Annotated in this window: 23 protein-coding genes and 1 pseudogene; 8 read left to right on the top strand and 16 right to left on the bottom strand. The window is 64.6% G+C overall.

Annotated elements, in window-relative coordinates:
• The 3 genes from ACTYOL_RS07185 to ACTYOL_RS07175 form a co-directional block, all read right to left on the bottom strand.
• Nucleotides 1-348, bottom strand: a complete 348-nt coding sequence (locus ACTYOL_RS07185) for a hypothetical protein (RefSeq protein ID WP_442797965.1) — start codon at nucleotides 346-348, stop codon at nucleotides 1-3.
• A gap of 93 nt (nucleotides 349-441) precedes the next feature.
• Nucleotides 442-657, bottom strand: a complete 216-nt coding sequence (locus ACTYOL_RS07180) for a hypothetical protein (protein WP_054892873.1) — start codon at nucleotides 655-657, stop codon at nucleotides 442-444.
• 22 nt (nucleotides 658-679) lie between these two features.
• Entirely contained in the window at nucleotides 680-1258 is a 579-nt protein-coding gene (locus ACTYOL_RS07175; RefSeq protein ID WP_197893077.1) for a type III secretion protein, read from the bottom strand.
• A 112-nt stretch (nucleotides 1259-1370) separates the two neighbouring features.
• Between ACTYOL_RS07175 and ACTYOL_RS07170 the strand changes: the two genes are divergently transcribed.
• Nucleotides 1371-2156: a tetratricopeptide repeat protein gene (locus ACTYOL_RS07170; protein ID WP_444757712.1), complete on the top strand. Its 786-nt coding sequence runs from the start codon at nucleotides 1371-1373 to the stop codon at nucleotides 2154-2156.
• 20 nt (nucleotides 2157-2176) lie between these two features.
• Here ACTYOL_RS07170 and ACTYOL_RS07165 read toward each other — a convergent pair whose 3' ends face one another.
• The 8 genes from ACTYOL_RS07165 to ACTYOL_RS07130 all read right to left on the bottom strand — a co-directional run bounded on the left by ACTYOL_RS07165 (nucleotide 2177) and on the right by ACTYOL_RS07130 (nucleotide 9191).
• Nucleotides 2177-2611 (bottom strand): hypothetical protein, encoded by a 435-nt coding sequence (locus ACTYOL_RS07165; protein ID WP_444757711.1) that lies wholly within the window; start codon nucleotides 2609-2611, stop codon nucleotides 2177-2179.
• 12 nt (nucleotides 2612-2623) lie between these two features.
• Nucleotides 2624-3883, bottom strand: a complete 1260-nt coding sequence (locus ACTYOL_RS07160) for a type II and III secretion system protein family protein (protein WP_370671064.1) — start codon at nucleotides 3881-3883, stop codon at nucleotides 2624-2626.
• 59 nt (nucleotides 3884-3942) lie between these two features.
• The gene (gene sctV / locus ACTYOL_RS07155) at nucleotides 3943-6084 is read right to left on the bottom strand and encodes a type III secretion system export apparatus subunit SctV (protein WP_444757710.1); all 2142 of its coding nucleotides are present in this window, start codon (nucleotides 6082-6084) and stop codon (nucleotides 3943-3945) included.
• Nucleotides 6081-6416 carry a tetratricopeptide repeat protein gene (locus ACTYOL_RS07150; RefSeq protein WP_371105658.1) on the bottom strand — a complete coding sequence of 112 codons (336 nt, stop codon included), beginning with the start codon at nucleotides 6414-6416 and terminating at the stop codon, nucleotides 6081-6083. The genes sctV and ACTYOL_RS07150 overlap by 4 nt, the downstream gene beginning before the upstream one ends.
• Nucleotides 6416-6778, bottom strand: a complete 363-nt coding sequence (locus ACTYOL_RS07145; protein ID WP_186708430.1) for a hypothetical protein — start codon at nucleotides 6776-6778, stop codon at nucleotides 6416-6418. Before ACTYOL_RS07145 ends, ACTYOL_RS07150 begins: the two co-directional genes overlap by 1 nt.
• Nucleotides 6779-6786: 8 nt before the next feature.
• Nucleotides 6787-7716 (bottom strand): SctD/MshK family protein, encoded by a 930-nt coding sequence (locus ACTYOL_RS07140; RefSeq protein ID WP_444757709.1) that lies wholly within the window; start codon nucleotides 7714-7716, stop codon nucleotides 6787-6789.
• 111 nt (nucleotides 7717-7827) lie between these two features.
• On the bottom strand, nucleotides 7828-7992 hold the full coding sequence (locus tag ACTYOL_RS07135) for a hypothetical protein (protein WP_172964786.1): 165 nt from the start codon (nucleotides 7990-7992) through the stop codon (nucleotides 7828-7830).
• Between the two features lie 413 nt (nucleotides 7993-8405).
• Nucleotides 8406-9191, bottom strand: coding sequence for a helix-turn-helix transcriptional regulator (locus tag ACTYOL_RS07130; RefSeq protein ID WP_054892881.1), 786 nt, complete (start codon nucleotides 9189-9191; stop codon nucleotides 8406-8408).
• Between the two features lie 177 nt (nucleotides 9192-9368).
• On the opposite strand from ACTYOL_RS07130, the gene ACTYOL_RS07125 reads away from it, so the two are divergent.
• From ACTYOL_RS07125 to ACTYOL_RS07115, 3 genes and pseudogenes are all read left to right on the top strand, one after another.
• Nucleotides 9369-10193, top strand: coding sequence for a carbon-nitrogen hydrolase family protein (locus ACTYOL_RS07125; RefSeq protein ID WP_063543604.1), 825 nt, complete (start codon nucleotides 9369-9371; stop codon nucleotides 10191-10193).
• A gap of 138 nt (nucleotides 10194-10331) precedes the next feature.
• Nucleotides 10332-11654, top strand: a complete 1323-nt coding sequence (locus ACTYOL_RS07120; RefSeq protein WP_112897678.1) for an APC family permease — start codon at nucleotides 10332-10334, stop codon at nucleotides 11652-11654.
• A 200-nt stretch (nucleotides 11655-11854) separates the two neighbouring features.
• A pseudogene (locus ACTYOL_RS07115) lies at nucleotides 11855-15280 on the top strand (hypothetical protein).
• Between the two features lie 228 nt (nucleotides 15281-15508).
• Here the strand turns inward: ACTYOL_RS07115 and mqo are convergent.
• From mqo to ACTYOL_RS07100, 3 genes are all read right to left on the bottom strand, one after another.
• Complete coding sequence (gene mqo, locus ACTYOL_RS07110; RefSeq protein WP_065861399.1) at nucleotides 15509-17152, bottom strand: malate dehydrogenase (quinone); 1644 nt, start codon at nucleotides 17150-17152, stop codon at nucleotides 15509-15511.
• Nucleotides 17153-17416: 264 nt separating this feature from the next.
• On the bottom strand, nucleotides 17417-18490 hold the full coding sequence (locus tag ACTYOL_RS07105) for an AI-2E family transporter (RefSeq protein ID WP_054892889.1): 1074 nt from the start codon (nucleotides 18488-18490) through the stop codon (nucleotides 17417-17419).
• A gap of 12 nt (nucleotides 18491-18502) precedes the next feature.
• Nucleotides 18503-19573 carry a DUF2066 domain-containing protein gene (locus tag ACTYOL_RS07100; protein ID WP_200603546.1) on the bottom strand — a complete coding sequence of 357 codons (1071 nt, stop codon included), beginning with the start codon at nucleotides 19571-19573 and terminating at the stop codon, nucleotides 18503-18505.
• A 271-nt stretch (nucleotides 19574-19844) separates the two neighbouring features.
• Here ACTYOL_RS07100 and purM point away from each other — a divergent pair, with 271 nt between their 5' ends.
• The 4 genes from purM (at nucleotide 19845) to ACTYOL_RS07080 (ending at nucleotide 22652) form a co-directional block, all read left to right on the top strand.
• Nucleotides 19845-20903 (top strand): phosphoribosylformylglycinamidine cyclo-ligase, encoded by a 1059-nt coding sequence (purM, locus tag ACTYOL_RS07095; RefSeq protein WP_054892891.1) that lies wholly within the window; start codon nucleotides 19845-19847, stop codon nucleotides 20901-20903.
• Nucleotides 20903-21556 (top strand): phosphoribosylglycinamide formyltransferase, encoded by a 654-nt coding sequence (gene purN, locus ACTYOL_RS07090; protein ID WP_153774387.1) that lies wholly within the window; start codon nucleotides 20903-20905, stop codon nucleotides 21554-21556. The genes purM and purN overlap by 1 nt, the downstream gene beginning before the upstream one ends.
• A gap of 8 nt (nucleotides 21557-21564) precedes the next feature.
• Nucleotides 21565-22275: a DUF3108 domain-containing protein gene (locus ACTYOL_RS07085; protein ID WP_054892893.1), complete on the top strand. Its 711-nt coding sequence runs from the start codon at nucleotides 21565-21567 to the stop codon at nucleotides 22273-22275.
• A 194-nt stretch (nucleotides 22276-22469) separates the two neighbouring features.
• The gene (locus ACTYOL_RS07080) at nucleotides 22470-22652 is read left to right on the top strand and encodes a hypothetical protein (protein WP_054892894.1); all 183 of its coding nucleotides are present in this window, start codon (nucleotides 22470-22472) and stop codon (nucleotides 22650-22652) included.
• A gap of 44 nt (nucleotides 22653-22696) precedes the next feature.
• Here the strand turns inward: ACTYOL_RS07080 and ACTYOL_RS07075 are convergent, their stop codons facing one another.
• Together ACTYOL_RS07075 and mazG are read right to left on the bottom strand one after the other, a co-directional pair.
• On the bottom strand, nucleotides 22697-23236 hold the full coding sequence (locus ACTYOL_RS07075) for a DUF2058 domain-containing protein (RefSeq protein WP_054892895.1): 540 nt from the start codon (nucleotides 23234-23236) through the stop codon (nucleotides 22697-22699).
• A 26-nt stretch (nucleotides 23237-23262) separates the two neighbouring features.
• Entirely contained in the window at nucleotides 23263-24096 is an 834-nt protein-coding gene (mazG, locus tag ACTYOL_RS07070) for a nucleoside triphosphate pyrophosphohydrolase (RefSeq protein WP_153774386.1), read from the bottom strand.
• Nucleotides 24097-24145: the final 49 nt, after the last annotated feature.

Raw genomic sequence — 24145 nt, 5'->3', positions numbered from 1 at the left:
TCATTGTCCTTTGAGCAGGGTGTTGGCGGAGCCGGAAACCTGGGTCGCGCCACGTACCACCATCTGGGTTTCGATGGAGTAGTCGAACATCCGCCCAAGCGACTGGACGATGTTCGCGACCTGGGTATCACCGACCTTGGGCGCGCCCTCGGCGCCGGTGGCCACGAACGGCGACGGGACTGCGGCCGGGGTCGACGATGGCATCGCCGGGCTGCCGTGACTGAGTGACTCGGCCCGAGCGCTGAAGGTGCGCGAGCGGTCGATGAAGCCGTCCAGGCGCTGCATCAGGCTTTCACCGATCTGGTGAGGGCTGGCACCTTCAGGCATGCCCTTGGCACTGTTGGCCATGTTTTCGAAGAGGTTCTGGGAGGCACCGAGCCCCCCTTGTCCTCCTGACGGCGGCAGTGCCGCCGTGGTCGCGAGACTGGCTGTCATGGCCGCTTACTCGTCGTCGTCCGAAGACTGGGCTTCGTTCAGCATTTCCTGGGCCTTGGGCATGATGATGAACTGCCCGCCGATCAGCACGGCCTGGTTCACCAGCGCCTCCTGGAAGCTTGGATCGTCGGAGGCGTCCTGGGACTTGTCGAGCGCCGCATCGAAGCGCGCTTCGGCGCTGCTCGGGGTGCTGCCGGGGGTATCGATCGGGGTAACGGCCATGGGGCTTCTCCTGGGTGGTTTTTCAGTGATCGCTGACGCTGGCGCCGCGGAACACCCGGATACCCCGGGAGGCTGCGGACGTCGCGACGGGCTGGGGTCGGTTGTCGAGGTGCTGCTGGATCATGCTCAGGTAGGCGGGCGGTCCGGAAACCAGCAGTTCGTCGCGCTCGGCGCCAGGGCGCAGCGACAACTGGCGGCCGTACACATCGAGGCTTTGCAGGTAGTCGCGCAACTGCTCCAGGTCCAACCCGGGCTGGCGACGGAACAGGCGCGTGGCCACTTCATCGTTGCTATTGATGTAGAGCACGTTGCCGTCGTAGTACCAACCCAGCGCGTTGCTGTCGCACAGCTGGGTGAGGAAGTCGCCGGCAGTGCTGCTGCGCAACGGGCTGCGGGCCTTGCCGCGGACCTTGTCGGACACCACCACGACCAGCTCCAGGTTCTGCCCGAACTCGCTCAGCGCGCCGCGCAGGTCCTGGTCGACCAGGGCATAGGCGTAGGGTTGGGCGAACCAGTCGGGCTCGTCCTTGCCCTCGTCGCTGCGCACCGGCAACGACAGCAGAACCAGCAGCAGGGTGGTGAGCCAGAGCAGGTTACGCATGGGCGATTACCTCCCTGGCGCGGCTCACAGCTGTGAAATCGTATGAAGCGCAGTCGAAATCACACATCAAGTCGCTAGAATGGCCACTCAGTCGTCCGCTCGAGTCCTGCCCATGCCCAAGCGTTTGCCGTCCACCCTGCTTCTGATCGCCAGCACCTTGCTCGGCGCCTGTACCAGCCAGCCGAACCGTAGCGATGATGGCTACGACCGCCTCATGCACCTGGCCGGCGATCTGCAGCAGCGCGGCGATGCCGCCTCGGCCGCTGCGCTCTACCAGAATGCCGCGCAGCAACCTGGGCGCCATCCCGAAGCCTGGCAGAAGCTGGGCGACACCACGCTGGCCGCAGGCGACGCGCGCGCGGCCGAGCGAGCCTACCAGCAGGCACTTGAACTGCAGCCGGACAACCTCGACGCCCTGCTGGGGCTGGGCAGCGCCCAACTGCGCCAGGGCAAGCTGGAGCGTGCGGTCACGTCCCTGACCCAGGCGGCCGAGCGTGGCAACAGCGCCGATGCCTGGAACCGCCTGGGCATTGCGCAGATCCTGCGCGGCCAGGCAGCGGCCGCCCAAGGGGCCTTCAGCAAGGGGTTGGCGCTGGCACCGGACAACCTCGATACCCGCTGCAACCTGGCCCTGGCCTACGCCCTCGGCGGTCAGGCGCAACGGGCCCTGGACACCGTGCGCGTGGTCGGCCAGTCGCCGCGTGCCCTGCCCCGGCACCAGCGCAACGAACTGCTGGTCACCGTACTGGCCGGCCGCGAGCAGGATGTCGCCGGCCTGCCCCTGGACGATCTCTCCGCCAGCGAACGCCAGACGCTGCTGAACGAAGCCCGGCGCATCAAGGCGATCCCGGATGCCCAGGCCCAGGCCCGCGAGCTGGGCCTGGTGGACGGTCGCTAGCACCTGCACATGCGCGCGTTTCATTGCTTCTCCTGGCGATCGGCGCGCGCTTGCTGCTCATCCTGGCGTCGACGCAGCTCGGCGCGATCGTAACCCTCGATGTAGACCTGCGCGGCGCGCCCCACGGGCGCCGCCATGGTCGGGCCGGTCGGCCGCCCCTGAGCCAGGTCGTCCGGCTGCTCGACCATGCGCATCAGCGTGAGGTTGTTGGCGCAACCTGGCGGCAGCAGCGGCACGAAGTCCTCGTCCAGGCCGAAGTCATCCTTGCTCGCCGGTTTCAGGCATTCCACCGGCAGGATCTCGGTGCTGCCGTTGGCCAGTGTCTTGTGCTGAAAATCAGGGGAGTAGGAGGCCGGCTCCAGGTGCGTCTGGCAGCCAGCCAGCAGTGCCAATGGCAACAGCCAGCAGAGCCCGGCGCGGGCGCTGATCATCGACATGGAAAAGATCGATTTCATGGTCGCTCCCGGTCAGTTCATGTAGAAGCCGAACTTGCCGCCACTGCGTGGCCCCGCCGAAGCGGTCGCAGGGCCCGGCAGGGCATCGAGGGGCGTGGCCAGGTCGCGCTCGCGGGTCGGCTGCACCAGGTACGGGGTGATCAGGATCACCAGTTCAGTCTCGTTGCGCTGGAAACGCTTGGAGCGGAACAGGTTGCCCAGGATCGGCATGTCGCCGAGCATCGGCACCTTGTCCATGTCCTGGCTGCTTTCGCGCTGGAACAGGCCGGCAATGGCGAAGGTCTGGCCGCTGCCGACCTCGACCCGGGTATCGGCGCGTCGCACGCGGAACGACGGCACCCGGTAACCGTTGACGTCGGTGGTGTCCGAGCCCATCAGGCTGCTGACCTCGGGCCGCACCTGCAAGGCGATATGGCCGTTGGGCAGCAGCGTCGGGCTGAACAGCAGCGAGACACCGAAAGGCTTGTACTCGATGCCCACCAGGTCACGGTTGACCGGCACCGGCACGGGGATCTCGCCGCCCGCCAGGAAGCTTGCGGTCTGCCCGGTCATGGCGGTGATGTTCGGCTCGGCGAGGATCTGCAGCACGCCATTGCTCTGCAGGGCTTCAAGCATCGAGTCGATGTTGACGTTGCCCGAGCTGAGGCCGGCGCTGATGACATTCGATGCACCGCTGGCGGCGTCGGCGGCGAGGCGACCACCGGTGATCAAGCCAAAGGAAAAGGTGCCGTTGTTGAACAGTGCGTTCCAGCTCACCCCGTAGCGCAGCAGCTCGGAACGCGAGACTTCGGCAAAGCGCACACGGATGTTGACCTGGGCAGAACCGGCATAGGTCGCGGCGTTGACCGCTGGTACCGGGCTCTGGTTGTCGAGCAATGCATTGAGGTCACTGGCTTCGCCGACATCCCTGACCAAGCCCTTGGCCACCAGCTGGTTACCCACCGCGCTGACCTGCGCACCACTGGCCGGATGCAGGTCTTGCAGCGGACGGCTGACGCTCTGGGTCGCGTTGTTCACCGACAGGTTCAAGGCCGCCAATTGCTTGCCCGCATCGTCCAGGGCGATCAGGCTGGTCTGCCCCGGCGCCTTGCCGAACACGTAGATCACCCCGTCGGACACCACTTGCAGGTCGGCGATGCCCGGCTCGGCAACCAGCACCGAGGCCACCGGCGCCTTGAAATGCAGCACCCTGCCCTCGCCCGATGCCAGGTCGAGGCGACCGTGGCTGCCCACTGCGATCTCGTCGGCGCAGGCCAGCAACGACAGCAGCATGCCGGCCAGACCCAGCCACAAACGGTAATGAAACACAGCGCCGATGCGTGATGAACCGATCATGAAGCACTCGCCAGAGAAGTGACCGAAGCGCCGCTGGTGGAGCAGCGTTGAGAGGTGTCGCCAAGTTCGAGGGTGCCCACGGCCTGCAGGTTGTATTCACCGGCCAGCTCGCGGAACGACAGCACGGCCAGCTCCATGTCGCCACGCAGCACCAGGCGGCGCAGGTGGCGGCGCAGTTCCGGGTGCACCAGCAGCACGCTGGTGCGGTCTTCGGGCAGGCGCTCGCAGGCCTGGCGCAGTTGCAGCATCAAGGCGCGGCTGACCTGCTCGGGAATCGCCTCGCGGCCACCGTCCTGACGGCGCATGCCCGTGCGCAACTGCTGCTCCAAAGCCGGCGCCAGCACCAGGGCGCTGATCACCCGGTTGCGGTCGGCATATTGGTGGCTGATCTGTCGGGCCAGGGCGGCGCGCAGGTGCTCGGCCAGGTGCGCGGCGTCGGCATCGCGTCCACCCCAGTCGACCATGGCCTCAAGCAAGGCGCGCTGGTTGCGGATCGACACCCCCTCTGCAACCAGGTAGCGCAGGGCTTCGGCCATGCGCTGCAACGACAGGTTGCGCAGCACTTCCTTGATCAGTTCGCCATAGCTGCCCTCGATGCTTTCCAGCAGCGCACGGGTCTCCTGGATGCCGAGAAAATCTGCCGCGTAGCGGCGCAGGGTGCGCTCGACCGTCGCCCGTAGCACTTCCTCGGGGAGCATGAAGCCGATGCCCGCCTGTTCCAGACGCTCCTGGTACTCACGAGCGATCCAGTGGGCGCTGCGCGCAGCCAGGGGCGAGTCGGCTTCGATCATCGGGATGTCGAGCAACTGCACATTGACCGGGTCGTCCCTGAGCAGCAGGCAATCGGCGGGCAGTTCACCTTCGCTCACCGGCACGCCTTCAAGTTCGATGACGAAGCGCTGGGCGGCGCTCTTCGCGTCCACATGCACGGCGGCCAGGGGCACATCGATGCCGAGCTCGCCACGGATCTCGTGGCACAGCGCCTCGAAGCGCTGGCGCAACGGCTGCTCCGGCGCACTGGCCGCAAGGCCCGGCCCCATGACCAGGAGGATGCGACAGTTGAGCGGCTTGCTCGCCGACACGCTGGTCTCCACCGCTGGCACCTGGGGTTCATCCTCGGCCTCCTGTGCCTGCACCGGCTCAGCCTGCTCGGCCGCCTGGCGACGCTTGAGGTAGAACGCCGAGCCAGCCAGCACTGCGGCAAGCACGAAGAACACCGCCGCCGGGAAGCCCGGCAGCAGGCCGATGCCCAGCAGGATCAATGCCGTGAGGAACAAGGCACGGTGGCTGGCGCCCAACTGGCGAATGATCTCCGTGCCCAGGTCACCGCTGGCGCCGTCGCTGTTGACGCGGGTGACCACGGTGCCGGCCGCCACCGAAATCAGCAGCGCCGGAATCTGTGCGATCAGGCCATCACCGACGGTCAGCAGCGAATAGGTGTGCACGGCGGTGCCGAACGGCATGTCGCGCTCGACCATGCCGATCAGCATGCCGCCCAGCAGGTTCACCGCGAGGATCACCAGGCCGGCGATGGCGTCGCCCTTGACGAACTTCATCGCACCGTCCATGGCGCCGAACATCTGGCTTTCACGCTCCAGGCGCGAACGACGGCGACGAGCTTCGGCCTGGTCGATGTCGCCGTTGCGCAGGTCGTTGTCGATGCTCATCTGCTTGCCGGGCATGGCATCGAGGGTGAAGCGCGCGGCCACCTCGGCAACCCGCTCGGCACCTTTGGTGATGACCACGAACTGCGCCACGGTGATGATCAGGAACACCACCAGGCCGACCACCACCTGGCCTGCAATGACGAAGTCACCGAACGCCTGGACGATATGGCCGGCATCGCCGTGCAGCAGGATCAGCCGCGTGGTGGTGATCGACAGCGACAGGCGGAACAGGGTGCTCAGCAGGATCAGCGGCGGCAGCGCCGAGAACTCCACCGAGTGGTTGATATAGAAGGCGACGATCAGGATCAGCATGCTCAGTGCGATGTTCAGGCCGATCAGGCCGTCGACCAGGTAGGTCGGCAGCGGGATGATCATCATCGCGATGGCCATCAGCATGAACGACACGATGATCACGTCGGTGCGCTGGGACGCCGCACGCGCCAGGCCGTTGAGGCGATCGAGCGGGCTCATCGGGCGGCCCTGCGTGCACTGAGGTAGCGCTTGAAGCACTGACGCGCCTCGTCCTTGCGCCCACCGCGCCACAGCGCATGGCTGCGCAGCAGCAACAGGCCGGGTGACTCGCCTTCCTGCTCGGTGAGGCGGTCGAGTGCGTTCAGGGCGCGACTGGCGTTGCCGCTGTCGGTGAAGGCCATGGCCAGGTAGCGCAGCAGCGTGCCGTCCTGGGGGGCCATCTGCGCGGCGATCAACAGCATCACCAGCGCGCGCTGGGGCTGACCGCTGCGGCGGTAGAGGTCGCCCAGGCCCTTGAGCAGTTCGATGCTGTCGTGTCGTTCGCGGGACATCATGGTTCCTGCACCTCGGCGCGTTGCTGCTCCAGGGACTGGCGCAGGTGGATCTCTTCACGAAGCAGGTCTTCAGCCAGGTCGCGGATCTCCGGCTCGGCATCCAGCGACGGCATGACTTCGTCCAGCAGGTACTGCAGCAGGTCCAGCGCACGGGTGCCGCTGAACAGGTCCGGGTTGATCTCCTCGCCGGCACAGGCTTGCTCGAGCTCTGCGCGCAGCGAACGGCGGCCAGCCACTTCCCGCTTGCCCAGCAGCGCATCGAAGCGGGCGTTGGGGCGCGCCTGCAGCGGGCGTACGGCCTCGACGGAGGGGGTCTTTTCGGTGGAAGACGGCAACAATGGCCGCGGTTCGATCCTCATGCTCGGTCCTATAAGGTCAGGGTGAAGCGTTCTTCACCCCTGGCCAGGATCACCTGGTCGCTGTCGATACGTTCCAGCATCCAGCCGTCGGCCAAGGCCGCGCCGGGATAGAGGCGCTTGCCGCTTTCGCTGATCACATAGGGGTTGTTGCCGAACCACACCGCCTGAAAGCGCACCCGTGGACGGGCGACATCGGCCTGGGCGGTGACCGTGCTGTGCAGCATCACCTGCTGGCCGTAGCGCTGGTCGTAGTCCTGGCGTACGGCGAGCCAGCGCGCCTTCTGCGTCAGGTCCAGGCGCCCCTCGGCCACCAGTTGCCCGCCTGCTTCGCTGAGCCGCACGCCTTCCAGGCCGTTGGCCAGCAACTGCTGCCCCAGCCATTGATGGGCCTGCGCCAGCGAAGGCAGCTGCGGCGCACGCGGTACGGGGGTCACGCTGGCGGCCAGGGGTTTGGGGGGCTCGCCACGCATGGCGTAGGCGAAGGCGCAGATCAGCATCAGGCCCAGCGCCAGCGCAACGTGGGTGCGGGTGAATGCCGAGGCGTTCTGGGGCTGTGCGATTGCGGCAGTGGCGCGCGCGGGCTGTTCGTGCTCCAGGCTCAACTGCGCCTCGCCCAAGGCGATACGCAGCGGCAACTGAGCGCGATAACCGCTGCCGAGCGGAACGATGATCGCCCGCCCCTGCTGGTCTTCGACCCGCACTTCGCCGCCCACGGCCTCGACTGCGACCTTGCCGTCTGCCAGACGCAATACCAGATGGCGGGGCTCGACGCCCGGGTCATTGAGAATGAAGTCGGCATCAGGTGTGCTGCCGAAGGTGTACTGGGCGCCGTCCAGACTGATCCGGCCACCCTGGTGCAGACCCTGGGTGACGCTGAGTACCGGCTTGGAGGCTGTCGCGCCACCGGTGACGGCGGCCAGAGCGGTAAGGGCTGTCATGGGCGGGGCACCACCGTGAATACCACGGGCAACGGCCATTCAGACCCTTGCCGAAAAATGCGTCGTTGCAAGACATGCGGGCGGAGCAACCCCCGCCCGCAAGGCACAACGTCAGTTCTGCGGACGCTGTTTGGTGGCGTCGAGCTCAGCCTTCTTGGCAGTGGTCAGCTCGGTGATCTGGGCCGACTTCTCGATAGCCATGTTGAAAGTGGCTTCCATCTTGGCGATTGCTGCGTCTGCGCCGCCACCGCTGCTTGCTGGAGGTACGTTGCTCATGGTGATACTCCTTCAGGATAGGGATTCGTAAGAAGCCGCTTTGAGGCGGGTAGAAGTCCGTGCAAGACAGCGACCGAAGGGGATGTAGGCAGTCGCTCTCCAACACGGGGCCCATGTTAGGCAATGAATATTCGCCCCTGCTGTGAAACGTTGTGAAAGGTTGGGAAAACTCTTGATACAAATCACCAAACAGCGTCTTTACACAGGCTACAAGCCAGGCACAGCAAGGCCTTCAGCTGGAAGGCCGAATCCCTTGGAATGTCTCGGATTGGGTAAAACGCGCTGTTTTTCTGTCGAAACAGCCGGCAGTGAAGTTCAGTTATCGAACAAACGTAGTCACCCGGGAGGCACTACTGGGCAAATATTACAAGGCGGCAGGATGAACGGATAAATAATGACTTCTGTGAACTCAATCAACTTTGCGCCTGCAGAAACAGCGAGAACAACTCGGACTGTGACTTGATGCCCAATTTGCTGTACATGTGCTTGCGGTGCACTTTCACGGTCTCGGCGGATATCGCCAGCTTGCGCGCGATCTCCTTGCTCGAACAACCACTGAGCATCAAGCGCCCCACTTCCAGCTCCCGTGCAGTCAGGGGTGTCTGCAGCGCCTCGACGGTTTCCTCCAGGCGACTCTGCCAGCGTGGCGCCGGTGGCGTTGCCTGCTCCAGTAATTCACGCTCGAACGTCATGCGCTGGCGCATCAGCCCGGCCACCCAGGGGCGCAGCAGGTCGAGCAGGGTGATCTGCTCGGCGCTGAAACGCCCCTTGGTACCCAGCGACAGGCACAAGGTGCGCTCCTTCTCGAGCTGGACATTGAACTGCACCTCGTCGGCGACCACGTTCAGGCGAAAGTAGCGCTGGTAGTAGTCGGTCTGCTCGAAGCACTCCGGCGCCACGTCCGCCAGCTGGAACAGGCCGCTGCCCGGCGCCTCGCGGCTGGCGATGTAGAACGGGTCGAGCAGGTACAGGCCCTTGAGGTAGTCCTGGAACAGCGGGTCGGGCCCGCCATCCTCGCCTGGACACTCGGCGAACACTTGCGGTCTACCATTGCTGAAGAGCAAGGCCACCCAGCTGTCGAACGGCACATACTGATCGAGCAGGCGCACCAGGGCGAGCCAGAAGCCGGGCTTGTCGAGCGTCTCGACCAGGTGACCGACCGAGCGGTGCCAGGCCAGGTCCTGCAGCGTAAGGTTCATGCCTCTACCCCTGTTGGGTTACCACGTGGGCGTAATTACCCCTGATACGGTGCCCGACGCATACTCGGGCAAGCCTTGCCTCGGTCCGATGCGCATTCTGACCGTTTTTCACCGGGCGGTCATGTCACCGCCATGGCTCGGGCATTTCAATAAAAGATTGGGTCTATGAGAACAGCAATGAAGGTCGAACTCGTGCAACTGGTGGGCCGCGACGGTGACACCGCCTACAACCTGAGCCGCACCCTGGAGGCGATCCACGCCTGCCCTGCCGGCACCGACCTGGTGGTATTCCCTGAAACCCAGCTGATGGGGTTCCCCAGCGAAGACAACATCGCAACCCTCGCCGAACCCCTTGACGGCCCAAGCGTACGCGCCGTGCAACAGGCAGCGCGCGAACGTGACGTCGGCGTGGTGGTCGGCATGGCCGAAGCGGGTGAAGACGGCCGCTTCTACAACACCACCCTGCTGATCACCGCTGAAGGCATCGCCTTGAAATACCGCAAGACCCACCTGTGGGCGTCGGACCGCGGCATCTTCACTCCGGGCGACCGCTACGCCACCACGCTGTTCAAGGGGGTGCGGGTCGGCTTGCTGATCTGTTTCGACATCGAGTTCCCCGAAAGCGCCCGCGCCCTCGGCCAACTGGGCGTCGAGCTGATCCTGGTGACCAACGGCAACATGGATCCCTACGGGCCGACCCACCGCACCGCGATCAGTGGCCGCGCCATGGAAAACCAGGCATTCGCGGTGATGGTCAACCGCGTCGGCGAGGGTGATGGCGCCCTGGTGTTCGCCGGCGGCAGCGCGGTGGTCGACCCGTACGGGCAGTTGCTCTGCGAAGCCGGGCGCGAGGAGTGCCGCATCGGGCTGGAACTGGACCTGGCGCAACTGGATGTAGCCCGTCGCGACTACAGCTACCTGGCCGAGCGCCGCTTTGTCCTGCCGGGTGAAGTGCGCGAGCACGATAACGGCCTGCGCGAGCTGATCATCGATAACCGCTGACACCACCGCATCTATAGGGAACTCAACAATCCTGAGGGTCACGCAGACTGCAAAGCGCTGACCCGCGACGGGCAAGGGATGCCATTTTTTGCGTCGATTTCGACTCTGCATAACAAACATAATCTGGAGTAAGCAGTAATGGCCCGACTCAAGCGAACCCTTTCGCTCAGTGCGGTGGTGCTGTTCGGCATCGCCTACATGACCCCGATCATCGTCCTCGGCACCTTCGGCATCCTCGCCGACACCACTGGCGGCGTGGTCCCCTCGGCGTACCTCGCTGCCTCCGTCGCCATGCTGTTCACCGCCCTGAGCTACGGGCGCATGGCCGCCGCTTTCCCGGTGGCGGGCTCGGCGTACACCTATGTGCGCAAGTCGATCAGCCCGAAACTGGGCTTCCTGGCCGGCTGGGGCGTGCTGCTCGACTACCTGTTCCTGCCCATGGCCATCTGGCTGATCGGCGCAGCCTACCTGCACTCGGCCTTCCCCGCCGTGCCACAGGCGCTGTGGGTGCTGGCGTTCATCGGCGTGACCACGGCGATCAACGTGGTCGGCCTGCGCCTGGCGAAGAACATCAACGGCGCCCTGATGCTGGTGCAGTTCCTGGTGCTGGCGGCCTTCGTGGTGTTGGCGATCCACTATGTGCTGGGGGACGCGAGCAAACCGCTGTGGTCGCTTGAGCCGTTCTTCAAGGAAGGCGTGCAACTGCCGCTGATCATGAGCGGTGCAGCGATTGCCTGCTATTCGTTCCTGGGCTTCGATGCCGTGAGTACCCTGACCGAGGAAACCCACGAGCCGCGCAAGAACATCCCGCGGGCAATCCTGCTGATTACCCTGATCGGTGGCTTCCTGTTCATCGCCGCCAGCTACTTCGTGCAGCTTGCCCACCCCTCCACCCAGTTCGAAAACGCCGACTCGGCGGCCTACGAGATCGCCCGCAACATCGGTGGCGACCTGTTCGTCAGCCTGTTCCTGGTCGGCTTGATCGTCGGTCAGTTCACCTCGGGGCTGTCCGCCCAGGCCAGCGCCTCGCGCTTGCTGTTCGCCATGGGGCGTGACGGTGTACTGCCCAAGGCATTCTTCGGGCGCCTGAGCGAGCGCTTCGGCACCCCGGTCGGCAGCATCGTGCTGTGCGGCGTGGTGGCGCTGCTGGCGTTGCACATGGATGTCACGACCTCCACCTCGTTCATCAACTTCGGCGCCTTCCTGGCCTTCAGCCTGGTCAACCTGTCGGTGGTGTTCCACTACTGGATCGGCCGTGGCGAACGCGGGCCACGCGCGGTGCTGCTGTTCCTGGTGTTCCCGCTGATCGGTCTGGGGGCAGACCTGTGGCTGATGGTGAGCCTGGATCACCTGGCGATCTACCTGGGCCTGGCCTGGCTGGCGGCGGGCATCCTGTATCTGGCCGTGCTGACGGGTGGGTTCAGCAAGCAGCCGCCAGAGATGCATTTCGAAGAAGCGTGATCGGATCGCATCGGCCTGTGGGGCGGGTTTGCCCGCCCCACAGGCCTTTCACTGCCGTAAAACGTTGTGAATTCCCGTGCACTGAAACCTTTGCTTACATCTTGCTCTGCTACCGTCGAGCCGCCTCGAGGGTCGCCGAGCGTCCAGCAACACTGACACGCCTTGCGCCCTTTCTGCCCCGACGAAAGGAGTTTCACGGCATGTCGACCAGCCCCCTCACCCGTAGCGCCGACATCAAACTGTCAGAGCCACGCGACCACAAGCCCGCCGCCACCTTCCGCGTGCTGCTCGCCAACAGCGAGCGCAACGCCGACAGCTACCGCAGCGCCAAGCCCGACGAGCAGATGCCCGCATTGGGCGAGCTGGCCTCGATCGAAGCCCCCGGCGCCCAGGGGGCCGACACCGTGCGCTACGTGACGACCGCAGGCGACGCCGTGCTGGTCAGCAAGGCCACCAACCCCAAGCTCTACCAACAGATCGTCGAGGCCCGCCCGGCACTGGAGGCCATCGCCAAGAGCAAGCAGGACGGCTACGAACTGCTCGGCAAGGACGCCCAGGCCCCCGCCACCCTCGCTGACTACAAGGCCATCGGTGCCGCTGACGAAGTCGGCCCCGGCCTGATCCGCTACCAGACCGCCGACGGCAAGGCCTACATCGTCGCCGAGCAGGACAACCCTGACCTGTTCAAACAGGTCTCGCAGGACTACAAGGTACTCTCGGGCATCAACAGCAGCATCGCCGATGGCTACCAATGGGCCGGCGCCGACCAGCAGGTACCCGGCGCGCTTGGCGATTTCCGCGCCGTGGGCCCGGCCGAGGAAGTCGGGCCGGGCGTGATCCGCTATGAGACTCAGGATGGCAGCAAATACGTGGTGTCCGAGCGCGACAATCCCGAGCTGTACAAGGCCGCCGCCAGCGCCTATGACAGCCTCTCGGGCCTGCAGGCCAGCGAAGCCGACGGCTACCGGCGCGCCACCGACAATGAAGTCTGGCCGCCCTTCGACGGCACGGCCATCGGTGCCCGCGACGAGGTCGGCCCGGACCTTATCCGCTACGAACACAATGGCGAGAAAGTGGTGGTCGCGCGCGACGACAACCCCAAGCTGTTCGATTACCTGGCCGGCCTGCACGAGGTCTACAGCGACCCGGCCAAGGCTGGCGACATCCGCACCGCACTGGACAACGGTGCCGTGCTGGCCGATGCCAACACCCAGGCCCCGGGCCTGAACGACTACAAGGGCTTCGGCTGGACCACCGGCCAGGAAGACAATGTCCTCACCTACGAAACCCACGACGGCACCAAGGTCGTGGTCTCGCGCGACATCTCGCCGGAGCTGTTCAAGCAGGTGGCGACCGCCAACGACACCTGGGGCAAGATCCACGACAGCGAGAAGGAGGGCTACAAGCTCGCCGGCCCCAACGATTTTCTCAAGAACAAGGACATGTCCTTCGGCTCGCCGGACGAGCTGGGCGATGGCCTGATCCGCTTCGAGACCGACGAGGGCAAGTTCATCGTCTCCAAGGAGCTGAGCCCACAGCTGTACGACGAAGTGGTCGGCAAGTGGGAAGGCTGGACCAAGGGCGAGGTCGATGAGACCCGCAGCAAGTACAACCTGCCACCGCGCGAGGAACTCGATGCGCTCAATCTCAAGACCGGGGTCAAGGCCGATGAGAAGGATGCGTCCTCGCCCGAACTGACCGTGGGCGAGTTGGCTACCAAGGAGTTGCTCGACAGCTACCGCAAAGGCGTGCAGGACGGCTCGATCGCCAAGGACGACCCGCGCGCCAAGCTGGTCCGCGCCCTCGAAGCGCAGGCTGCCTACCAGAACGGCCGCGGCATCACCGGCTACGAGGAAGAGCCCGGCGCCTTCGGCGGCACATGGCGGGTGTTCGACAAGGAGCAGACCGAGCTCACCTCTGCCGACATGCACGACATCATCGACGGCGGCAAGCTCAAGGAGCAGATCAGCACCCTGTTCGCCGACGAGACCATCCAGAAGGACTACAAGTCGAAGATGGACGATGCGCTCAACCGCATCCCCAACAAGGACGAGGTCAAGCAGAAGCTGCTCGACCTGACCAACAACCCCGACTACATCGCCTACCTCAAGGACCTGCAGAAGCAGGGCAAGGACCACGAGGCCAAGGAAGACCTCAACAATACGCTCTCGGCCTTGTCGTTGTTCGATCCGGAGGCGGCGACCAAGGCGGCCCAGTCGATCCAGGCCGACGGCCTGACCAGCGACCTCAATGACCTGGTCGGCGACCCGAGCAAGATTTCCGACGAGAACAAGGAGCTGGCCACCAAGGACCTGTTCGGCCTGCTCAAGAGTGTGCTCAAGGGCTCGCTGCTGGACATGCCGCGGCGCACCCAGGAGGTCATCGAGAAGTTTCTCGAAGAGGGGCTGCAGGGCAAGCAGAAGTCCTCGGTGGTCACCAAGGTGCTCGAAGAGCTGTCGCAGATCGACATGGCCAAGGGCAGCATCAGCGAGGCCGACCTGAAGACCGTGCTGTCCAAGCCCTATGTGCCGATTGCCGACCGCGGCACCCTCGGCGAGGTGTTCAGCGCCCTCAACAGCAAGGGCATCCTCGGCACGCTGGGTGCCGGGGTGAACCTGTTCTCGGGCATCTATCAACTGGTCGGCCAGGGCGGCAAGCTGGGCGAGACCTGGCAGCAACGCCTGTCGATCGCCAAGGACTTCGTCAGTTTTGCCGGCGCCGGCAGCCACTTCGCCAAGGTCGGCGATGCCATCGGCGGGCTGGTCGGCAAGAGCGGGTTGGTCGATTTCCTCGGCCTGGACAAGACCCTGCCGGAGATCTGAGGCAAGGGCGGGATCCAGGAGCCGAAGTTCGAATTCAAGCTCAGCGAGCTGCCGGCGAGCACCAAGGCCAAGATCGCCGAAGCGCTCGATACCCTGCCCGGCAGCAAGCTCGGGGACTTTTCCGACGTGCTCGGTGACGGCGCGGGCAACGCCAACGCCGCCAAGAACGCCTATGGCGGCATTACCCAGCGCCTGGAGGACGCCGTATCAGCCTCCGGCACGGTCAAGCTGCCACCGGGCAAGGCGGCGAAGATTGCGGGGTCGGTCATCAAGGTACTGGGTCCGGCCACCGACCTTGCCGGTGGTTTCGCCGACATCGTCCTGGGGGCCTTCACCATCAAGAACGCGATCAAGGATGGCGATCCGCTGGCCAAGGCCTCCGGTGGCCTGCAGATCGCCGGCGGTGCCTTCGGTGCCTCGGCCGGTGTACTCGGTGCTGCCAGCCTGTTCGGTGCAGGCACGGCCGCAGCGCTGACCGGGCCTTTCTTCCTGGTGGGCGTGGTGCTGGGGGTGATCGGCGGGATCATCGGTTACTTCGTCGATCACAACAAACGGCAGAAGGCCAGCGAGAAGGAAAACGACTGGTACCGGGACCTGGCGGCCGATGGATTGTTGCAGGGCGACTGGGCGGACAAGGTCGAGTATGCCCACTACTCGATCCACCATTACGGCGACCGCGAGGCGCCGGAGGATGACAGCCTGTTCCGCTTCCAGGAGGCCGAATGGAAGCATTTCGACGAGACCCCGCAGAAGAATGGCTCGTCGAGCAACCGCCTGGACGACAAGTTGCACGTGGATCATTGAGCCACTGATTGCAATCCATCCCTGTGGTAGCGGGCTTGCCCGCGAAAAGAGCGCCGCGGTGGATGGCACCGGCTTCGCCGGTGTTCGCGGGCAAGCCCCGCTCCCACAGGGACTCGCTGCCACAAAACACTGTAACCAGGCACAAAAAAGCCACGAGCCCGCCTGCGGCGATCCTCGTGGCTTTTCAGGCAACGGCCTGTCAGGCGACAGGCCATTTCCTCAGGCAGCTTACAGCGCCATGTCGTTGGCAGCCTTGCTCTCGGCAGGTGCGGTCGACTCGACACCGGTGCTGGTCCCGACGCTCTGGTCGATGACCGGCGGCTTCTCCAGTTGCAGCACTTCAGCGGTGTAGTTCCACTCTTTCTGCACGGCAGCAGCGGAATCGTTCAGCTTGGTACCGTAGCTCGGCACGATTTCGCGGATGCGGGCCTGCCACTCAGGCGTAGCGACCTTCTCCTTGAACACGGTTTCCAGCACGTTGAGCATGATCGGCGCAGCGGTCGAGGCGCCTGGCGAAGCACCCAGCAGACCGGCGATGGTACGGTCCTGGGACGCCACCACTTCGGTGCCCAGCTTCAGCACACCGCCCTTCTCTTCGTCACGCTTGATGATCTGCACGCGCTGACCGGCCTGCCACAGGCGCCAGTCTTCTTTCTTGGCGTTCGGGAAGTAAGTGCGCAGGGCTTCGAAGCGGTCGTCATCCGACAGCATCACCTGGCCGGCGAGGTACTCGACCAGCGGGTACTGCTCGATGCCCACTTTGGTCATCGGCCAGACGTTGTGCAGGGTGGTGCTGCTCAGCAGGTCCAGGTACGAGCCGTTCTTCAGGAACTTGGTCGAGAAGGTGGCGAATGGCCCGAACAGGATCACGCGCTTGCCGTCCAGCACGCGGGTGTCCAGGTGCGGAACCGACATGGGTGGCGCGCCGGTCGAGGCGATGCCGTAGGCCTTGGCCATGTGCTGCATGGCAACGGTCGGGTTCTCGGTCACCAGGAACGAGCCGCCCACCGGGAAGCCTGCGTATTCCTTGGCTTCAGGAATGCCCGACTTCTGCAGCAGCTTCAGGGCGCCGCCGCCGGCACCGATGAACAGGAACTTGGCGTCGGTGGCAGAGGTGCTGCCATCCTTCAGGTTCTTGTACTCGACGTGCCAGGAGCCGTCCTTGTTGCGGGTGATGTCCTGCACTTCGCTGGACAGCTTCAGCTTGAAGTTGTCGCGGGTCTGCAGGTGGCCGACGAACTGGCGGGTGATCTCGCCGAAGTTGACGTCGGTGCCGATCGGCGTCCAGGTCACGGCCAGCTTCTGGTTCGGGTCACGCCCTTCCATCATCAGCGGGACCCACTTGGCGATCTGGGCGTGGTCTTCGGAGAACTGCATCGGGCGGAACAGCGGGCTCGCCTGCAGTGCTTCGTAACGCTTCTTCAGGAAGGCGATGTTGTCGTCGCCCCAGACGAAGCTCATGTGCGGGGTGGTGTTGATGAACGATTTCGGGTTCTTCAGCACGCCCTGGCGAACCTGCCAGGACCAGAACTGGCGCGACACCTGGAAGGCTTCGTTGATCTCGATCGCCTTGGAGATGTTGACCTTGCCGTCCTTGTCCATCGGGGTGTAGTTCAGCTCAGCCAGCGCGGAGTGGCCGGTACCGGCGTTGTTCCAGCCGTTGGAGCTTTCCTCGGCGACGCCATCCAGGCGCTCGACCATTTCCATCGACCAGCTCGGCTCCAGTTCGCTGAGCCATACGCCCAGGGTCGAACTCATGATGCCGCCGCCAATCAGGAGCACATCGACTTTCTTGGCTTCGTCGGCGTGCGCTTGCATGAAGCTCGCCGCGACAGCCAGACCCAGCAAGGTCTTGCCAGCTTTTTTGAACATTGATCACTTCCAGTCAGTAGAACGGAGGGGGGCCTGTGGCTGGCCCAGGTGTTTCTTGTTCTTCAGCGCAGGCTTTTTGTGATCATTGTTCAGCAGCCAGAGAACCCTTACACGCTTCAGCCATTGGTCTGATTGACCTGGGTCGGCTGAAACGATTGCGGATTGTAACCGAAACGCCAGCACAAACAAATTGGCGGCGGGAACGTCAAGGTGGCGGGTTGTCCCAGGGGCTCGCCCGGCACGTGGGCCGGGCGATTGAGAGGTTCAAAGCTCGGGATCGATATCCCCGGCGTACATATCCGACTCTTTATACAGGTCATGCACATGGCGCAGCAGCACCATGATCACCGCCGCCACCGGCAGCGCCAGCAGCACGCCGGTGAAGCCGAACAGCTCGCCGCCGGCCAGGATGGCGAAGATCACCGCCACCGGGTGAAGGCCAATGCGGTCGCCCACCAGCAGCGGGGTCAGCACCATGCCCTCGAGGGCCTGGCCGACCATGAACACCGCGACGATGCCCAGCATCGGGTACAGGTCGCCGCCGAACTGGAACAACCCGGCGATCAGCGCTGCACCGATGCCGACGATGAAGCCCATGTACGGCACGATGGCCGCCAACCCCGCCAGCAGGCCGATCAGCAGCCCCAGCTCGAGACCGATCAGCGACAGCCCGACCGCGTAGATCACGCCCAGCGCCAGCATGACCAGCAGCTGGCCGCGCACGAACGCCCCCAGCACCTCATGGCACTCACCCGCCAGCCCCACCACCTGGTCTTCACGCTGGCGCGGCAGCAGGCTGCGCAGCTTGGCCATCATCAGGTCCCAGTCACGCAGCAGGTAGAAGCCCACCACCGGGATCAGCACCAGGTTGGCCAGCCAGGCGATCAGCGCCAGGCTCGAGGCGGTGGCCTGGGACAGGACGATGCCGACGATGTCGGTGGTCTGGCCCATGTGCGCGCCGATGGCAGCCTTGATCTTGTCGAACTTCCAGAAGCCATCGGCCAGGCCCAGGCGGCTCTGCACCCACGGCAGCGCCACATGCTGCAGCCAGTCGAGCATCTGCGGCGCCAGCTCGTACAGGCGCAGCAACTGCTTGGCCAGCATCGGCACCAATACCAGCAGCAAGGCGAGGAATACCAGGGTGAACAGGCTGAACACCACCACCACACCCCAGGTGCGCGACAGGCCCAGGCGCTCCAGGCGATCGACCAGCGGGTCGGCCAGGTACGCCAGCAGGATGCCCACCAGGAACGGCGAGAGGATGTTGTGCAGCAGGTACAGCAGGACGGCGATCAGCAGGGCTATGCCCAACCATACCCAACGGCGTACATCAGTCATGTTCGCGGCTCCTTACCAGCGAAAACGCAGGCCATCGAACGGCTTTGGCGCAGCCGCCTGCGGGGCGACCGCCTGGCCAGGCGCTGCCTCGGCTACGGGAGCGGGAGCGGGAGCGGCGGCAGGCGCCGGATCGACGGGCACCTCCTGCAGATGCGCCAGCCCCAGTTGCGCGCGCAGTTGTTCGCGATTGCCGGTGACCGTATAGGTCAGGGTGTCGCCGTCGGCCATCTGCAGCCGCGGGCCATAGGGCTCGAGCACACGCAGCAGTTCGGCGTAGCGCTGCAGGTTCATGCCCTGCACCTGGACCTGCAGGTCGCTGCTCGCGCCCGGGCGGGTGACGTAACGGGGTGCCAGGCGTGTACTGATCGCCAGCATCACCGCGTCGGCCAGCGCGGCCTGGTCGGCCCCCTCTGCCGTGCCCTGCTCGCGCTGCTCGCCCAGCCACAGTTGCCATTTGCCTTGCCACTTGCCGTCGGCTTCGTGGGCGTGCACAGCCAGCAGGGCATCGGCGCCATAGCGCTCGGACGCCTCACGCAGCGGCGCCGGGTCGTTGCCTTCGAGCTGCTTGGCATTGGCCACCAGTTGTTCCTGCAGGTCGGCCAGCGGCAGGCGCAGCGGCAGGCCACGGTGCTGGGCTGCGCGACGCAGCGGCTCGGCGCTGCTCTGGCCATCTCCGACCAGGCTGCTGCCCTCGACACTGTCGTACAGCCACCAGCCAAGAATCGACGGCCGGTTGCTGCCCCACAGGGCCAGGCCGCCCTGGCGCAGGGCGCGCTCGGTGCTGCCGGGGTCGAATTCCACCACCACCGATTCAGGTGGGCCGGCGTCGCTGCCAACCTGATTGACGATCTGTTGCGGATCCTTGCGCAGGGCGACCACCGCCGGGTTCTGCGTCGCCTTGGCATCGCCGGTCAGACGCAGCACCAGGGTGTCGAGTGCCTTGGCGGTGGCCTGGGTCCGCGCCTCGCTGCCCTGCCCATCGACAGGCTCGCGGACCTGGTAAAGCCCCGATACGGTCTCGGCCTGTGCCGTTGCACCGATCAGCCCTATGCAAACCACTGCCAGGTAATTGAGAAAACGCATGAAGGATTCCTGTCCAGATGACTTTCAGGGCAGAAGCTACAAGCTGCACGCTGTCAGCGGCAAGCAAAAGCGCGCGCCGGTGCTGTCTGTCTTCTCTTATAGCCTACCGCTCGCCACTTGCCGTTCAATGGAGGATGGCCGCTGCCGGGCAACCCTGATAAAATCGCGCGCCTTCGCAGACCAGTCACGTACAGGCAGCCGCCGCCTCCCGAGCCGGCCTTGGCCGCGCTGGTCGTTTTCCTGAATCCCTCCCCCTTAAAGGCCTGGATCAATGAGCAAGCAACCCTCCCTGAGCTACAAAGACGCCGGTGTAGACATCGACGCCGGCGAAGCACTGGTCGAACGCATCAAGGGCGTCGCCAAGCGCACCGCACGCCCTGAAGTCATGGGTGGCCTGGGCGGCTTCGGCGCCCTCTGCGAGATCCCGGCCGGCTACAAGCAGCCGGTGCTGGTCTCCGGCACCGACGGCGTCGGCACCAAGCTGCGCCTGGCGCTGAACCTGAACAAGCACGACAGCATCGGGCAGGACCTGGTCGCCATGTGCGTCAACGACCTGGTGGTCTGCGGCGCCGAGCCTCTGTTCTTCCTCGACTACTACGCCACCGGCAAGCTGAATGTCGACGTGGCCGCCACCGTGGTCACCGGCATCGGCGCCGGTTGCGAACTGGCCGGTTGCTCGCTGGTCGGTGGTGAGACCGCCGAGATGCCAGGCATGTATGAAGGCGAAGACTACGACCTGGCCGGTTTCTGCGTCGGCGTGGTGGAGAAGTCGGAAATCATCGACGGCTCGAAAGTGGTCACCGGCGACGCCCTGATCGCCCTGCCTTCCTCCGGCCCGCACTCCAACGGCTACTCGCTGATCCGCAAGATCCTCGAAGTGTCCGGCACCGACATCGAGAACACCCAGCTCGACGGCCAGCCGCTGACCGACCTGCTGATGGCGCCGACCCGCATCTACGTCAAGCCACTGCTGGAGCTGATCAAGAAGACCGGCGCGGTCAAGGCCATGGCCCACATCACCGGTGGCGGCCTGCTGGACAACATCCCGCGCGTCCTGCCAAAAGGCGCCCAGGCCGTGGTCGACGTGGCTAGCTGGCAGCGCCCGGCGGTGTTCGACTTCCTGCAACAGAAAGGCAACGTCGACGAGCACGAGATGCACCGCGTACTGAACTGCGGCGTGGGCATGGTCATCTGCGTGGCCCAGGATCAGGTCGACAACGCCCTGAACGTCCTGCGCCAGGCCGGTGAGCAGCCTTGGGTGATCGGCCGCATCGACGTGGCCGCCGAAGGCGCTGCCCAAGTCGAGCTGCAGAACCTCAAGGCACACTGATGCCGAGCAAGACCTGCAATGTCGTAGTACTGCTGTCGGGCTCCGGCAGCAACCTGCAAGCCCTGATCGACAGCATCCACGCCGAACACGGTAGCGCGCGGATCCGCGCGGTGATTTCCAACCGCCCCGACGCTTTTGGCCTGCAACGGGCCAAAGCCGCCGGGATCGACACCGCCGTGCTCGAGCACGGCGGTTTCGACGGGCGCGAAGCATTCGACGCGGCGCTGGTGCAACTGATCGATGGCTTCGCCCCCGACCTGGTGGTGCTGGCCGGCTTCATGCGCATCCTCAGTGGCGACTTCGTGCGCCACTACCAGGGTCGCCTGCTCAACATCCACCCGTCGCTGCTGCCCAAGTACAAAGGGCTGCACACTCACCAGCGGGCCCTGGATGCCGGTGACGCCGAGCACGGCTGCAGTGTTCATTTCGTCACCGAGGAACTCGACGGCGGGCCCTTGGTCGTACAGGCTGTGGTAGCGGTCGCGCCAGGCGACGATGCGCAGAGCCTGGCACAACGGGTCCACCGACAGGAACACCAGATCTACCCGCTGGCGGTGCGCTGGTTCGCCGAAGGACGCTTGCGCCTGGGCGAACAAGGTGCATTACTGGATGGCCAGCCGCTGGCGGCCAGCGGTCACTTGATTCGACCCTAGGAGAATATATGCGTCGCGCCCTGCTATTGGCTCTCGCCGTGCTCGCCCTGCCCCTCCAGGCAGCTGATCTGAAGCCTTTCTCGGCCAGCTACACCGCCGACTGGAAACAGCTGCCCATGAGCGGCACCGCAGAACGCAGCCTGGTCAAGAACGCCAACGGTACCTGGGACCTCAACTTCAAAGCCTCCATGATGATCGCCAGCCTGACCGAACAGAGCACGGTGCGCATGGACAACGACACCCTGCTGCCGCAGAAGTATCACTTCGAGCGCGGTGGCCTGGGCAAGGCGAAGAAGGTCGACCTGGACTTCGACTGGAACAGCAAGAAAGTCACCGGTAGCGACCGTGGCGATGCGATCAGCCTGCCGCTCAACCGTGGGGTGCTGGACAAGTCGTCCTATCAACTGGCCCTGCAACATGACGTGGCGGCGGGCAAGAAGAGCATGACGTACCAGGTGGTCGACGGTGACGAGATCGACACCTACGACTTCCGCGTGCTGGGCACCGAGAAGGTTGCCACCAAGACCGGCCAGGTCGATGCGGTCAAGGTCGAGCGCGTGCGCGACCCAAGCCAGAGCAAGCGCATCACCGAGCTGTGGTTCGCCAAGGACTGGGACTACCTGCTGGTGCAACTGCGCCAGGTCGAGACCGATGGCAAGGAATACGTGATCGTGCTGCAGGATGGTACGGTCGATGGCAGGACGGTGAAGGGCAACTGATCTCTTCCCTGCGCTGTAACCTGCTGTAGCCGGAGCCCCGCCTAGTGCGGGGCTTTGTTTTGGCTTGCAGAAGCAAGCGCAGCGCGTTTCATGAACATAGTTTCATCGTCGTTTTATTTACTTAGCCTGCTAACAAACTCTATAAAGAAGGTGTGCGACACAGTGTCGCAGACCAACAGAAGTGGAGTTTACCGATGACTGTCCAAGTAACCGAACGCGACGAATCGAGAATGTCCCACGAAGGCCTGGCCGCTGGCGTGCGGATCTGGGACGTACACCAGCAGGGCCAACTGGTCGGCATGTTCCACAACGAGCATGAAGCCCACCAGTACCGCCAGGAGCTCGAGACCCTCGAGAGCCAACGCGGCACACAATAAGATCTCCCCCACGAAAAACCCCGCCTGAGCGGGGTTTTCGTCATTTACCACATCAGATCGTCAGGGATCTTGTAGGCCGCATATGGATCGTCTTCATCGGCCTCCTCGACATGGGTGTTGAGCAGCAGGATGCGCTTGGGATCGCGTTCCTGGATCTTCACCGCCGCCTCGCGCGGGATCACTTCGTAGCCGCCGCCATGGGCGACGATCGCCAGCGAACCGTTGCTCAGCTTGCTGCGCATCAGGGCGTTGACGGCAATGCGCTTGACCTTCTTGTCGTCGACGAAGTTGTAGTAGTCCTCGGTGGTCAGCTTGGGCAGGCGGGTCGCCTCGATCAATTGCTTGACCTGCGCGGCACGCGCCTTCTGCTCGGCCTTCTCCTGCACCTGGCGGTTCAGTTCCTGGTCCTTTTTGGCCTTGTCGGCCATGGCTTCCTTGGCCAGGCGCTGCTGGCTGTCGTCCACCTCGACCTGGCCCTTGTGTTCCAGGCGTTTCTGTTTCTTCTCGGCCTTGTTGGTCTGGGAGACCTGCTTCTGGTTGACCAGACCGGCCTTGAGCAATTGATCGCGAAGGGAAAGGCTCATCGGTGTTCACTCACTTATGCATCGGCTCAGCCGCAGCTGGGCAGGTTCTTTTCCTGACGTTTGGCTTCGCCCCAGAGGGCATCCAACTCGTCAAGGTTACAATCTTCGATCGGTCGGCCAGTGTCGCGCAATGCCTGCTCGATGAAGCGGAAACGTCGTTCGAATTTACGGTTGGCGCGGCGCAGGGCGTTTTCCGGATCCTGCTTGAGATGACGGGCCAGGTTCACAGCGGCGAACAGCAGGTCGCCGACTTCGTCTTCCAGTGCCTGGTCATCGCCATCGGCCATGGCCTGCAATACCTCGTCGAGCTCCTCGCGGACCTTGTCCAGCACCGGCAACGCCTCGGGCCAGTCGAAACCGACGGTGGCCGCGCGCTTCTGCAGTTTGGTCGCACGCGACAGCGCCGGCAAGGCGCCGGGAACATCGTCGAGCAGCGAGAGCTGTTCGGGGGTGCTCTTCTCGGCGCGCTCCTCGGCCTTGATCTCTTCCCAGCGCGACTTGACCTGCGCCTCGCTCAAGCGCGGGATGTCGGGTGCGGCGTAGAGGTCACCGGTGGGGAACACATGCGGATGACGGCGGATCAGCTTGCGGGTGATCGAATCAACCACGCCGGCAAACTCGAAACGCCCCTCCTCCCGCGCCAGCTGGCTGTAGTAGACCACCTGGAACAGCAGGTCGCCGAGTTCGCCCTGCAACTGCGCGAAATCGCCCTGCTCGATGGCGTCGGCCACCTCGTAGGCTTCCTCGATGGTGTGCTTGACGATGCTGGTGTAGTCCTGCTCGAGATCCCAGGGGCAGCCGTATTGCGGATCGCGCAGGCGGGCCATGAGGTGGAGCAGGTCGTTGAGGGTGTAGGTCATGCTCTGGCAGGTCCTTAGGTGGCGCCCTCATCGCGGGGCAAGCCCGCTC

Origin of the sequence: Pseudomonas sp. A014, assembly GCF_052378495.1 — a bacterium.
Classification (GTDB): domain Bacteria; phylum Pseudomonadota; class Gammaproteobacteria; order Pseudomonadales; family Pseudomonadaceae; genus Aquipseudomonas; species Aquipseudomonas machongensis.
Note: the sequence above shows the minus strand (reverse complement) of the source record. Positions and strands in the feature narration are given on the sequence as shown.